Consider the following 14,291-nt stretch of genomic DNA (forward strand, 5'->3'; position numbering starts at 1 on the left):
TTCAAAACCCCCTTTTTTATAAGTTGTTATTAATATTATTAGTAAGCAAGATATTCAACATCAGCTGCAAGTTCAGGGAACTGCTCTCTTATCTCTTGCTTTTCAACTAATCTAAACCCTTCATAAGTGAAGTTTGGTGTTGTGGCACAGGATACAAAAGTGAAGCTATCTGGTTCAAGATTTTCTGCAGCAAAGATTGCTCCTTTTGGAATAAGAACCATTGCGTGTTGTCCGTTTTCTACATCATTTCCAAAAAGAAGCTCTTCCCTTCCATTTTCTGTAAGCATTGTGACTTTCATCCCACATCCTTCATGGAAGTACCAAATCTCGTCGCAATCAATCTGATGAAAATGAGAAATTTCTCCTTTATCTAGTAAGAAGTAGATACTACCTGCAAGTGGTCTACCTTCCTTTTCAAAAGGGGCTGTATATACATCAACAAACCATCCACCTTCAGGATGTTTTTCAAGGTTATATTTTTTCTTAAGTATGTCTGCTCTTTTTTGCATTACTTTCTCCTTTCCTCTTGGGATTATGTTTACATAAATCTACACCTTGTAAGCCGGTCATCTCATTATAGAATCTGTCCCATGGTCCAAAACCACTCATGTCCATGGAAGCCAGTTTGTTTCCATCTTTATCCCAGAAAACAAATTTTCCATAAAAGGTGCCTTTTTTTCCAATATAGTAATCTATTTTACTAATATCCTCTTTGTTAAAGAAGATTTTTTTCTTATTCCATCTAATAAAGCAGTATTCTTTTCGCGGTTTTATTACCACAAACTTGTTTCGAAATATATCTTGCTGAATATATTCATAGTTTTCAATGCCAATCTTTCGTGGGTAATCTCCAATAATAATATGGTGAATCTTTGATGATATTACTTCAAGAATTTGCTCTTTCTTTTCACTTGGCCAAGAAAATATAATCAATGCAACAGAGCAAAGAAACAATAGGATAAAGAAAATTCCTAGTATTATTGTGAACCATATACGAGTGTAAAAGCAAAAATAAGCCAGTATAGGAAAGATTATAGAACCAGGCACAAAAAGAAATGGAGTTAGATAGTCTTCACCAAGTATTTTATATACTAACCAGAAATATAGATTTATAACTACTGTTATCAAAATTAATGACAATGCTAAGATGACAGCATCTTCAAGCAACATCATTATTATATTGTTAATTGTATCTTCTGTATTCAAAGCATTTCTTCCAATCTATTTTAGAATTTAGTGCCACATTTAGGGCAAAAATCAAAGTCTTCAGATGTCTCGTAGCCACAGTTATTGCAATGCTTAAAGAACCCTCTAGACTGGCCTACTTTGGTGAGATTTTGAGGCTTTATTTGCAAGTCTTCTCCTGAAGCTATTCTTCTACCTATTTCAGGATCAAGTTCGTATACACTGCCACAGCAGCTCATCTGAACATAATATCTTTTATTCCATTTAAAAGTTGGGATAAAGAAAAGAGATAGAACTGTATAGAGCATGAAGACCTGATATCTTCCATATTTTCCGCAGTTATCACAGATGACAGTCTGGCTAAAGTCGAAGTCTTTGCGACCATCTGTTATTCCCATAATAAAAAACATAACTTATTCTTCCTCGTTGTTATCAAATATTCCAGCTTGTCTGTAGTTGTTCCAAGCTGCGTTGTATCCTTCGGTTGCTTTTTTATCCATAATTTGCTTCCGCTCTGTAAGTATGGCCAACATTTCATCCGTGATTTCTTCAATCGGTAAATGGTCATAATGAGATAAGTAAGTCAGCATTCTATCAGCAGTATAATCTGTGTTAAGATTATCTGTTATCAGAGTGGCAAACTGCTCAGGGTATCCATCCTGAATGAGCGTATTATATAGTTCTAAACTAAGTTGCGATTTTTCTCTAGCATAAAAATCCATTAGTCTGCTCCTAATTTAATCTCCTGATATTTTTATTGAACTTATCTTCTGGTAGGAAGCTCTTATAGAATCTTTCATATAGATTCCATACCTCATCCTTATCTTTAAAATGGGTCTTTCCCGCTTCAAGAATGATATATTTCACACCAAAGCAATTTACACGAAGACCTGTATCTTTGCAGCTGTTACGAACATAAAAATTAAGACGTCGTGTTTGAAGAGATTTTTGAGCTTCATCTTCTGTATATGCAGGATCTTCTACTTCTCCAAAGATTCTATTTGCGGTTTCAAGCTGCTCATCTATGATTGTAAGAAGGTTAGCTCCGATACCTTTATTTCTAAACTCTGGGAAAATAGCTATGTAATCTATGAGGTAGTTGTTATCAAGCTTTACCATAAAGGTATAGCCTACCATTGTGTCTTCATCAAAAAGTCCAAAAGAATCGTAGAAACCATCTTCTACTGCTTTTAGAATCATGTTTAATGGCTTTAATTCATCCTTTGGAAAGTCAATTATCATATGCTCTTGATAGAGTTTTGATATTTCTTTCGAATCTAGTAGTTTAAGTCGCATTATTATTTCCTTATATCTCCTATTCAACTTCTGCAAAGGCAACATTAAGCTTGCGAAATTTTTGTCTAAGATTTGCTGAGGCTATCAAATCACTGTTTCCACGTATTCATCACTTCGTCTATAGTATACAACTATATTGAGCAAAATAATTCAAAGAAAAATTAGAAATATAGAAAAACTTTATCCAAAAGCTCTGATTCTTCAGGAAGCATATACTGGAACAAAAAATAGCGTTTTCTGAGATAATATCAGTGTTCCCAAAAGGTTCTCTGATATTCTAGAAAACGCTATTTTTTAGAAGTAAAGATGTTGTTCTCTTGGGAGCCTTTTTTCACATAAAATATCCTTGTTGGTGTATAACGTTTATCTAGTTGCATCAAGTACAATTGCGGCAAAACCAGGCTTGCCAAAATCAGCCATGGTCATATCATCTATAACGCATGCGCGTATTTCTGGTAACTCTTCTTCTATTTCCAAAATCGGAGCACTGAAAGGCTCACCTTTTTCAAATGATGCTTCAACTGCTGCTCTACGATATAGCTTTAAATCCTCCAATGTCATGTAATTCGGATTGTGCCCACCATATATTCTTTTAGGCTCTAATGATATAGCCTTGTCTAGACCCTGCAAATATGTTTTTCTATCTGTTGAATCCTTATCAAATAACCATATAAAAAAACTAAAAGCATCTCCACAATATAGCCAGCCTTCTTCCTTATAATAAAAAGACATCCCGCCTTTTGTATGTCCTGGAGTTTTTATAGTTTCGATTGTAATTTTACCTAAATCAAAAACTTTTCCATCTTCAAGTGGAATTAGTTTGCCCTCTGTTTGAGTTAAATAATATTCTCTATTAAAATCTTCGGGCAAAATATTGGAACGTGTTTTTGTAATATAATCCAGTTTATCTGACATATCTTGCACAGTAAAGTTTCTTTGCTTTTTGCTATTATGTCGTCTACATAAATTCATATCATCCATAGATAAATAAATAGGCTCGCTAAACTGACAATTACCGGCTGTATGATCCACATGACCGTGTGTGCATACAATTATCAGAGGTTTATCTGTGATACTACGAATAGTAGAATGTAAGTCTCAAATACCATAAGTTGTATCTATGAGCATTGCTTTTCTATCTCCAACAAGTAGCTCACAAAAAACGCCTTCGCGACTTGTTATTCTATAAGCTCTTTTAGATAGTTTATCTATCTGATAGAAATCTTTCCTCTTCATTTCATTTTCCCCCAACATCATTTTATGTTGGTATTTTAGCACTAGCTATTCATCAAATATCCGACTTATTTTATCGTCTTTTATGCTTATTTTGAACTACTTTTTCTTTGACATATTCTAATAACATGTTAAAATAGACTTAACGAATTATATTATATTTTTCAGATTGTTAAGGCGGTGATGATATGATATACAACTACATAAAATATAAATATAAAGAAGGTGAGCCAATCTTCTTCTCAGATATATATGATGGCACCATTTCAAAGCCAGCCCTTACCCAGCAGCTATCAACGCTATGCAAAAAGGGGTTACTTGTTAAGTATGATAACGGCATTTATTATATTCCAAAGAAAACCAGGCTTAAATCAGCAGTTGGACCAACAGCAGATACCGTTGCAAAATATAGGTTTATAGTCAAGAATGGAAAGGTTGATGGATTCTATACTGGAAATACCTTTGCAAATCAAATTGGCATCTCTGCCCAAGTTCCTCATGTGGTTGAGATAGTAAGTAATAACACTAACTCAGCCCCTAGAGATGTTATCATTGGTAACAGAAAATTTAATGTAAAAAAACCACTTACAGCCATCACTGATAAAAACGTATACATATTGCAAATGCTGTACCTATTGTCGGATTTAGACTCATATTTAGATTATGATTATGAAGAAGCCAGACAATGCTTTTTGAAATTTATTGAATCACATAACATAAAAAGAAGCGATGTGGATGAATATATAAGAAAGTTTCCACTCACAGCATTCAAATTTTATTATGAATTGAGGTTGGACAATGTACTTGCACAATGATAAAGAATTATTTGGTGATATCATCGCCCTTACTGCAGAAAAGATGGGGCAAGCCCAAGATATCATAGAGAAGGATTACTATGTCACAATTATCCTTAAGGAGCTCTCTTCATGTGATTATCCTATCTGCTTTAAAGGCGGCACTTCTCTTTCAAAGGCCTTTGGCGTAATAGATCGTTTTTCAGAAGATATTGATATTACATTCACTGAGCATTTAGGAAAAAGCAGACGAAAGAATCTTAAGTATGATATCTTGAAATCCATTGCAGATAAGTTAGGATTTACAATAGCAAACTGGGATTCTATTGAAAGTAATAAAGATTACAATCACTACGATTTTGCATATAGCTCCATAGTAGATAATCCTTTTTTAACTACATATGTAAAGCTGGAAACTGCCCTAATGTCTTATGCTTTTCCAACCGAAGAGAGAATGATAGGAAACTATATCTATGAAGCTTTAAAAGATGATGAACCTGAATTAATTGAAGAGTATAATCTTCTGCCATTTCCTATGCAGGTGCAATCTTTAGAGCGAACATTGATTGATAAGCTGTTTGCTTTATGTGACTACTACATTCAAAACAAAGCTGCAAGAAACTCACGCCATCTATATGATATTTATAAGCTTGGACGGCAAGTTGCAGTAGATGAAAATTTCAAATCTCTTGTCAATGAGGTTCGTAATCATAGATTAGAAATAAAAGATAATGCAGCTCCTTCTGCCGAACCTAGCGTAGATATAGCTGCCACAATCAAAGAATTTTGTGATAAAGATTTCTACAAAAATGATTACGAGCGTACCACCAGAAATCTCATATCTGATGAGATTTCATATCAAGATGTGAAGGCATTTATAATGGAGTTTACAAAAGATATTTTTTAATGGTCCTGCGAGCCCTTTTTAAAAATCGTCCTCGGATTGAGGACGATTTTCTTTTGCCTAAATTTTAGAAATCCCACACATCCGTTCAGTATAATCATACCTGCATTCTTTAAAATAATGTCAGATTATACAACATTTTCCACATGACCTCTTATCGATTCTCTTCTTCCGTTGTAACCAAAACATAATTCTACTCATAGATTCCCTTTCAACGTCTTAGTTCTTTATCTGATTAAAAATCTACTCCTCACCTTGGTTATAAATCAGACATCTAAAAAGGCACCTAGTCAGAAGACTAGATGCCGTGATTCTTTGCAGTTTACGAACTTCCGATTTTCCTATATCGCGCAGTTAGTTCTTTTATTAAATCTTGAAAGGGAAATCAAATAATGCAACAATAATTATATTGATATATCAATGGAGGCGTGTCATGAATCTAATCATTATGTGGGTCTTAATAATTCTTATCTTTATGGTTTATCATGCTATAAAAATTGAAGCTTTCAATGCCAGCTCTTACCATAGATCAACTGGAAAAACCTATTTTCAAGTAATTTTTGATAAAGGATTAAAAGGTGAATATCTTACATACAAAGAACTAAGATTTATAGAAAAAGATGGTAACATGTTCCTTTTCAATGTATATCTTCCAAAGAAATCAAACAACCAAGAGACAACAGAAATCGACGTAATTGCCGTCACCCATTATGGCCTAATGGTCTTTGAAAGTAAAAACTATGGTGGATGGATATTTGGTGATGAAAATTCTGCTAAGTGGTGTCAATCACTACCCGCAACAAAAGGTGCCAAAAGCCAAAAAGAGTATTTCTTTAATCCAATCAATCAAAATAAAGGACATATTTCTGCTTTAAATCAGCTGTTGGAAGACAAGGGCATAAATGTACCTTATTGGAATGTAATCGTCTTTTCAGAACACTGTGAATTAAAGAAAATATCAATTACCAGCCCAAATATCTCCGTTGTAAAAAGGAACGATATTCATAAAGCTATAAAGAAGATTAATACTCTTGGCTCTCCTGTAGTTAGTGATGTAGATATCCTAAGAATATACGAAAACCTTTATCCATATTCTCAGGTTTCTGATGAAGTAAAGACAAAACATATAGAGGATATAAAGAATAGGGTTAAGAAATGAGATTTCTCCTTGTTAAAAAAATAGTCAGTGAAATGAGAATTCCCATACTCACTGACTATTTTTGCTAATCTTCAATTAAATGTTGACTAATAAGATTTTCATCAGGCCATGTCGTCAAGATGCCCTTATTAACTCGTTGCATCTTCTTGATTTTTCTTGAATCTTTGTAGATATCTGTTTCATAATATGGTATTGGCACTAAATCAATTTCTGTATTATTTTTCACTACAAGTGCATTCTCTTTATTGCTTTCGATAAGTTTAACATAATTTCCATATAATGATGGACACTCAGCTTTAAGCAAAGATGGTATGTTTTTGTAAACTAATTTGTTAACCATACTTGACGCCCAGTATGCTGTAATCGTTAAATCGTTTCTATTAACATATATATGGTTGTTATAATCAATATCTATAATTGTTCCATGTATGAATCCGCTTCCACCAATATCTTTAATCTGATTAGCAATCTTATTTTGTATGGCACTATACTTATCCAAAGGCTTTCTAACTATACTTATTACCTCATCCATATGATTATAATAATATCCCAAATCCTCATCTAACATAGTAGATAATTGCCCCCCATTAAGTAAAAATAGTCCTGTTCTTCTTGAAAAATTATCTCGACCATAAAACATGAAGCAATAGTAATTGTTTTTCTTTAACATGTAATATTGGCCTTCTCTATTACAATTCATTTGAATGTTCTTAGCTCTATAAAAGTCTCTATATTGATCTATTGTGATTTCATGAATATTGTCATCATAATCAGAAAACCAATCAAATTCCTTGTCTATATAAAATTTCTTTAGGAATGGCTGTGGAGAGTTATAGCCAATCTGATTATCAGCATAAATTCTTATACCATCTTCATCCCAAAAATAGTTTTTATGATTATGTCCATTTATATACACTACATCATTTTTATAATCACCATTAGTCCAATCCTGTTTTGGCATATGAGATAACACTATAAGATTTCTATCCCTAGCTGCTTCACATACCTTTTCATATATCATTTCAAATTTTAAAGATTCTTGTTTTTCTTCGGAACGAGACAAAACGGTTCTATAAATCCCATTATTTGCATTAAAATCCTCGTTAAGACCAGAAAAACCTATTCCTCCATAAAAAACTAATCGGGCATCTTTTAATTCTTTTCTAAGCTCCTCCACTGACATAGCCATTATCTCAGCCTCATCTATTTCATGTTGAACATCATTAATGGACTCATACATAATGCCATTCTGCAAAAACCGAAAACCATGTTTTTCTATGGTCTTGCGATATTTATTAATAATGTCAGATAGTGGCATCTTTTCTAGGCCCCATAACTCATGATTTCCTAAAATAAATATAACATCTGATTTTGAATAAGATGGCACTGATATGGAAAGTCTCTCTATAAATCTTTCAAATACACTATAGTCTGAAGCAATATCTCCACCAAGGACTAAATAACCTCGAAAATCCGACAAACTTTCAGTGACTTCACTGATAACAAAATTACAATCAATCTCTGTCTTACAAGCTCTATTTTCAAACATATGTAATAAATGAATATCTGAAATATAAGCAATTTCTATGTAATCAGATCTTTCATCCAGAGATAAAACTAATTCGTTTTTATTACTTAAAACAATACCCGTTTCTTCTTCATTTTTGTTTGTTTGTACAAATGAGAATTCCGACATTGATGGCATGTTTAACGTTGCGTATTGAATATTGAATTTATCGCAAAAATTACTTTGTAATACCGTATTATTTATATTTAGATCTATAATACTCTGTAGATTAACAAGGTTAGGACATAGTGAAAAATCTGCATTTGATAAATCTCCATTTAGGAAATAAACAAAGTCTCCAAAATAATCGAATGAATGCTGCCTATGATTAAATAAACCAAGCCCCTCCCATGATTCACTCACCTTAAAATATCCATTATCATATTTTTTAGTAACCTCGTATTTAAACTTGTCAGTAGTAATGGTTTCTACATCAGGAATCTCTTTTGGTAATATTGTATCTGCATCCGTTTTGTATTTTCCAAAATCAATATGATTCAACCTTGTCTCTGACAAATCGCATCCTGACAAATCATTATTTAGGAACTCTGTGAATTCATCAAATGAAAAAAATACATCGAATATACGGATATGACCATCATTATTTCCATATGAAATCGTTCTTTTTGCTGTGTAGAAATGGGTATTTGAAGAAAATCCACCTCTGGTTCCTGGGAGAAAATTCGATACTAAATGATCTTGCTCAGAATTATCAGTCTCATTATCAAGATTACGCAATTTATCTAATAAAGCCTTAAATCTTCTTTTTCTCTTTGCAAATGTATTTGCTGAAAAATAAAAATTATGTTTATCAAAAACAACTGCGTCATTAATCTTTTCGGTGTCGTAGTGACCAAATAAAGGTTCTATATCTGATAACTCATACCATCCAGAAGAATTATATGTGTTTATTAAATACTCAAAGATAATATCCGGATTTCTCTTTATAACAAGAGCGTTTACTGTATCAGCATACTCTTTAAATTTGGATTTTGAATACTTTTTATAAACATCTGTATAAGCTTCTAGTGTTTTGCAATCACATAATCTATCAACCCACTTTAAAATATTCTTCTTGTTTTTTTCCCCATCTTGATAAGCTTTATCCTCAAGAAAAAACTTATCTTTAAAGTATTCATCAATTTTAAAACTGTCGATAGTGTCATCTATAAAATGCGTATTTGCCAGTTTGCTAATATCTAGATTATATGTATTAACAATAACATCGCTAAAAGTGAATTGATAATAGCTGGAGTTATTATAAATATCCCCTTGTAAGAAAGCATAAAATTCCTCAAATGTTTCAAATACATATTTTTTTTCAGAATACCTATCTTCCTTTAAATCAAGAAGCAATTTTTCAATGACAAAAAAATTATTGTTAATTACGTCATATCCGCGTCTATCCCAGAATCTCGTTTTTGCTTTACGCTCTGCCAAAATAAATCTGTCGTCTAATTTAACATCTTCTGGAATTCTTCCGCGAGTAATATCACCATTTTTAAGTTGTGAAATATACCTATCCATTTCTTTTTTTGTCATAGCTGTTTTCCTCACTCATAAGGTAAATCTTACAATTAATTTTACTATAGCATAAATTCAGGCATAGTTGCCAAAGCTCCATATACCTCTACATTTTAGTTATACGTCAAATTCGTGAAATAATTATCACTGGAACTGATTTCTTTCTTCAGGTTTCCATACAAAAAAATACAATCCTTTAAGTTGGTCTCAACGCATTGTATTTTCTAGTATTATCGATATTTCATTTTAGATTTTTAAAAAAACGCCGTTCACACTTTGGCACGAAAAGTTCATGAACAATTTCATCACCCGGATAAATGGACAAAATTATCGGATAGATATGCTTCGCTGAGTACTTAAATACTTCAAAAAATACCATCATTCCTGCATTCTTCAAAATAAGGACAGATTATACAACATTTTCCACATGACCTCTTATCTATCCTCTTCTTCCGTTGTAACCAAAACATAATTCTACTCATAGATTCCCTTTCAACGTCTTAGTTCTTTATCTGATTAAAAATCTACTCCTCACCTTGGTTATAAATCGGACTTCTAAAAAGGCACCTAGTCAGAAGACTAGATGCCGTGATTGCCGTGATATGTGAGGTAAACTTTGCAAATGCTATTTTGTTGTTTTTAATATTTCATTTGTACTTTGTCTACTTAGCTAAAGCTTTTTTGCCTAAAACATATGTAGCTAAGAATGATAAGACAAGTGCAATTACCATTACCACCATTGAAATTACTAAGTTACCCATTGTTCCATCTGGATTGATATAAGCTGCAAATGAGATGAAACCTGGTGTTGAAATAACATACTGAGTCATTCCAAATAATCCACCAATAAAGCCAGCGATTCCACCACCAATCATGGCGCCAATTAATGGATATCTCTTAGTAAATAATACACCATAAACACCTGGTTCTGTGATACCGCACAATGCAGTTAAACCTGCACCAAAACTAACAGAGCGATCATTTACATCTTTTGCTATAAGAGCTACTGCAAGACATGCTCCACCTACAGCCACATTTGCTGGTGCCATACCTGCACAGATAAGTGGGTCTGAGCCTACTTCTGCTAAAAGCGCAAATACGATTGGATACATAGCATTATTCATTCCAAAGAATACAAGCCATGGTGTTCCAAGACCGATTATTGCAACTGCAACCATTGGTGCTGCCTGATAAATTGCATATACTGCACTTGCTAATGCAGAACCTACCCATCCACCAATAGGTCCTAGGACAATAAGAGTAACTGGTACTGTGATAAGCATTGTTAATAATGGCACTACAATAGTTCTAAGGAATACCGGCATATGTCTCTGCAAGAACTTATAAACAACAGACATAAACAGACATCCAAGGATAACTGGAAATACCGTTGAATTATATGCAACAGTTGTTATTGGTATACCAAGGAAATCAAGCCCTTCTGCTCCGTTGATTGAACTAAAGAGAAGAATTGCGCCTAAGAAAGCTCCTAGATATCCATTTGACTTAAGTCTTGTTGCTGCAGAAAAACCTACAAATACTGGAAGTGAATAGAATGCTGCCTGATTAATTGCTGACAATACTATATATGTTCCAGATTCGGTTGAAATTCCTGCAAATGTTGTTAATAGTGCAAGTACTGCACCTGTAAGACCTCCTGCAACAAGTACTGGAATTACAGGTGAGAATGTACCACCAATAAATGATAATATCGCATTTACGATATTTCCCTTTTGTGCTGATGCATCTGCTTTCAATGCTGCATCATCTTGAATTTCTCCAGATGCCTTGATATCGGTCTTGTTCTGGAATACTTCATAAAGACTAGGTACATCTTGTCCTATAACAAATTGGTATTCACCATTTTGTTCTATAAGGTTTAGTACACCCTCAATACTCTTGGCACTATCCTTATTTAATTTAGAACCATCACGTAACTGTAATCGTAGTCTTGTCATACAATGAGATACGTTTACAATATTACTTTCTCCACCACATGCTGAAATAATGTCCGCTGCAATTTTAGCATAGTCTTTCTTAGCCATATTATCCCCCTTTACTTAATTAGCCTCGTTTTTCCTTCTCTAATTCATTTTCACTTACTCGTGTAAAGTCTCTCCACTCAGTCATATCTTTACCCCATTCTTGTCCGTTAGACTTAATGAGTTTTGAGTACCAATAATATGAATCCTTCTTATATCTCTTAAGGTCTCTTAAATCATCATCAGTACGGTTTACAAATACAAGACCATATCTCTTTGCCATTCCGTTTCCTGTTGAAAGCAAATCAGTGAAGCTCCATGGATTGAATCCAAAGATTTCAACACCATCTTCTATAGCAAGACCTAAATTATAAATGTAATCTCTTAAATAGTCGATTCTATAATCATCATGAATTTCACCATTTTCATCTAAGTCCTCATGAGCACCAAATCCAGCCTCTGTGATAACCATTGGAAGATGATAATGATCCCATAAATATCTAAGTGAATATCTCATAGAAACACCATCAATGTGCCAATCCCAATCTGTTGTAGCTACATATGGGTTTCTATCAAGAGCATATTCTCCTGGAAGATTTGGATAGACAAATTCTCCCTTTCTTCCATATTTATTTAATCCAATAAGCTGTGTATATGATGGATCTGGAGCTTTTCCAACATCACTTCTATAGCAGTTAACAGCTATGAAATCAATTGGAGCCTTTTCAATAAGTTCCATATCACCAGGACGAATATCTGGGTCAATATCATTCTCTTCCCAGTACTTCTTAATGAATCCACTATACTCACGGAATACATATAAGTCATCCCATACCTTCTGTGTAAGCTCCTCTGCATTCATTGCAGCAATCTGATCCTCTGGTCTAGCACTCATTGGATAAATAGGAACATAACCAGGAACAGGACCAATCTTTCCATCCTCTACTATCTCATGGCAAGCAATAACTGCTTTAGCATGGCATAAGTTCATGATGTGGTTTACCTGCCACTTTTCTTTGAACCAATCTTTGCATCCCTTAGATACTCCAAGCCAATCGCCATACACAATCTGCATGTTTTGCTCATTGATTGAAAGCCAATATTTTACTCTATCTCCAAAGTTTTCAAAGCATGTTCTGCAATAGAAATCAAACTCATCAATGATGTCTCTGTTATGCCAACCACCGAATTTCTCATCTACCCATATTGGCATATCATAATGATAAAGAGTAACTATAGGCTCAATACCTGCTGCCTTTAATTCGTCAATTAATGTGTTGTAGAATGCGATACCTTCAGGATTAACCTTTCTATCAGGACCAGGAATGATACGTGACCATGATAACGAAAATCTATAGCTTGTAAAGCCACACTCCTTCATCAATGCAACGTCTTCCTTTACATGATGATAGTGGTCAGATGCAATCGAATTATCTGCAAATGGTTTCTTTGTCTGTGAGTTAAGATCTATGATTGCAGGTGTTCTACCCCCTTCAGCTGTAGCGCCTTCTACTTGCCAAGCTGCACTTGATGCTCCCCATAAAAATCCTTTAGGAAACACTGGATTATTCTTATGCTTCATTGTTCTTCCCCTTTCAACTAGCTCGTTTTGTTTATCTTGATTAGATTATATTTCATAAAAACTAAGCTGTGGGTATCACAGATTGATACCAACTTTATACCAATTTTTTTCTCAATCATTTATAATGATGCTGTTTATATTTGTTGTTATTGAATGAGGAAATATATGAGTACAAAAGAACCCTATGGAGTTAGTCACTTTAGCATGTTGTCATCTCTTCTTTCTGTATTAAACAGTAATGAAGAGGACCATATTAATGTAGTATTAGCTAAATACATGCTTGAGCACATAAGAGAAATTGGCTCTTTATCAATCTATAAGATTGCTGATGATTGCTTTACATCTAGAAGTAGCATACAGAGATTTGTTCAGCATTTAGGTTTTGACAGCTTCACAGCTTTGAAAGAAAACGGTGTTGAAAACCTTGCCCATTGGGATAAGTTTATTGAATATGCAGACCACCCTGATTATCCTAATTTCTTAAGCCAATCTGTCTCTAAAATGACAGAAAGTATAAATGCCTCATACAGTAAACAATCAATGGAAAACCTCTGCGAGCTTATTTATAACAGTAAAAATGTACTGTTACTAATTGCAGAAACATCCAGTTCCGCTATTAGAGAGTTTCAACAGGGTATGATTGCATTTGGAAAAATTATGAGACTCATGACTGACTCATATGGAAATATGGAATTGATTACCCAGCTACAGCCAGATGATTTGATTCTTGTATGTTCTGTTACTGGAAATTTTGCCATGGGAATTAGTTCAGATTTAAAAGAAACTACCGCTAAAAAAGCACTTATAACCATGAATCGTACTGAACGACTTACAAACGATTACTCAAATATCTTCTATATAGGAAATGAGCATGTCTCTAGAAACACCATTCAAGCTGTTCGTGGTGTATACGGACGATATGGCTTGACTTATTACTTGGATTTATTGGTAAATGTTTACCTAGAAATGTATAGAAATAAAAACGACCAATCGAGTAGGAGGGAAAATTAAATAAATTTTCCCGACCTCTCACACCACCGTACGTACGGTTCCGTATACGGCGGT

At 33.8% G+C, this 14,291-nt stretch carries 14 protein-coding genes; 4 read left to right on the forward strand and 10 right to left on the reverse strand.

From position 1 onward, the window contains the following. Positions 1-38: 38 nt before the first annotated feature. The 7 genes from E7276_RS09740 to E7276_RS09770 form a co-directional block, all read right to left on the reverse strand. Entirely contained in the window at positions 39-509 is a 471-nt protein-coding gene (locus E7276_RS09740; RefSeq protein WP_294216886.1) for a cupin domain-containing protein, read from the reverse strand. After that, a complete protein-coding gene (locus tag E7276_RS09745; protein WP_294216888.1) occupies positions 484-1,206 on the reverse strand; it encodes a hypothetical protein in 723 nt (240 codons plus the stop codon). The genes E7276_RS09740 and E7276_RS09745 overlap by 26 nt, the downstream gene beginning before the upstream one ends. A 20-nt stretch (positions 1,207-1,226) precedes the next feature. Continuing rightward, a complete protein-coding gene (locus E7276_RS09750) occupies positions 1,227-1,595 on the reverse strand; it encodes a zinc ribbon domain-containing protein (protein WP_294216889.1) in 369 nt (122 codons plus the stop codon). A 3-nt stretch (positions 1,596-1,598) separates the two neighbouring features. Further along, a complete protein-coding gene (locus E7276_RS09755) occupies positions 1,599-1,907 on the reverse strand; it encodes a hypothetical protein (RefSeq protein ID WP_294216892.1) in 309 nt (102 codons plus the stop codon). Between the two features lie 10 nt (positions 1,908-1,917). Further along, on the reverse strand, positions 1,918-2,481 hold the full coding sequence (locus E7276_RS09760) for a GNAT family N-acetyltransferase (RefSeq protein WP_294216894.1): 564 nt from the start codon (positions 2,479-2,481) through the stop codon (positions 1,918-1,920). 363 nt (positions 2,482-2,844) lie between these two features. Next, positions 2,845-3,462: an MBL fold metallo-hydrolase gene (locus tag E7276_RS09765; RefSeq protein WP_294216896.1), complete on the reverse strand. Its 618-nt coding sequence runs from the start codon at positions 3,460-3,462 to the stop codon at positions 2,845-2,847. A 117-nt stretch (positions 3,463-3,579) separates the two neighbouring features. Then, entirely contained in the window at positions 3,580-3,717 is a 138-nt protein-coding gene (locus E7276_RS09770; RefSeq protein ID WP_294216898.1) for a hypothetical protein, read from the reverse strand. Positions 3,718-3,902: 185 nt separating this feature from the next. Here E7276_RS09770 and E7276_RS09775 point away from each other — a divergent pair, with 185 nt between their 5' ends. The 3 genes from E7276_RS09775 (at position 3,903) to E7276_RS09785 (ending at position 6,571) form a co-directional block, all read left to right on the forward strand. Next, the gene (locus tag E7276_RS09775; RefSeq protein WP_294216900.1) at positions 3,903-4,529 is read left to right on the forward strand and encodes a DUF6088 family protein; all 627 of its coding nucleotides are present in this window, start codon (positions 3,903-3,905) and stop codon (positions 4,527-4,529) included. Continuing rightward, positions 4,513-5,415, forward strand: coding sequence for a nucleotidyl transferase AbiEii/AbiGii toxin family protein (locus E7276_RS09780; protein ID WP_294216901.1), 903 nt, complete (start codon positions 4,513-4,515; stop codon positions 5,413-5,415). The genes E7276_RS09775 and E7276_RS09780 overlap by 17 nt, the downstream gene beginning before the upstream one ends. A 430-nt stretch (positions 5,416-5,845) precedes the next feature. Continuing rightward, positions 5,846-6,571, forward strand: coding sequence for a nuclease-related domain-containing protein (locus E7276_RS09785; protein ID WP_294216904.1), 726 nt, complete (start codon positions 5,846-5,848; stop codon positions 6,569-6,571). Positions 6,572-6,635: 64 nt separating this feature from the next. Here E7276_RS09785 and E7276_RS09790 read toward each other — a convergent pair whose 3' ends face one another. From E7276_RS09790 to E7276_RS09800, 3 genes are all read right to left on the reverse strand, one after another. Next, complete coding sequence (locus E7276_RS09790; RefSeq protein ID WP_294216907.1) at positions 6,636-9,680, reverse strand: metallophosphoesterase family protein; 3,045 nt, start codon at positions 9,678-9,680, stop codon at positions 6,636-6,638. Between the two features lie 644 nt (positions 9,681-10,324). Beyond that, positions 10,325-11,707 (reverse strand): PTS transporter subunit EIIC, encoded by a 1,383-nt coding sequence (locus E7276_RS09795; RefSeq protein WP_294216909.1) that lies wholly within the window; start codon positions 11,705-11,707, stop codon positions 10,325-10,327. A 19-nt stretch (positions 11,708-11,726) separates the two neighbouring features. Then, positions 11,727-13,226, reverse strand: a complete 1,500-nt coding sequence (locus tag E7276_RS09800; protein ID WP_294216911.1) for a glycoside hydrolase family 1 protein — start codon at positions 13,224-13,226, stop codon at positions 11,727-11,729. Between the two features lie 165 nt (positions 13,227-13,391). Between E7276_RS09800 and E7276_RS09805 the strand changes: the two genes are divergently transcribed. Further along, positions 13,392-14,237, forward strand: coding sequence for a MurR/RpiR family transcriptional regulator (locus E7276_RS09805; protein ID WP_294216914.1), 846 nt, complete (start codon positions 13,392-13,394; stop codon positions 14,235-14,237). Positions 14,238-14,291: the final 54 nt, after the last annotated feature.

The organism is Pseudobutyrivibrio sp. (genome assembly GCF_015057185.1).
In the GTDB taxonomy this organism is placed as follows: domain Bacteria; phylum Bacillota; class Clostridia; order Lachnospirales; family Lachnospiraceae; genus Pseudobutyrivibrio.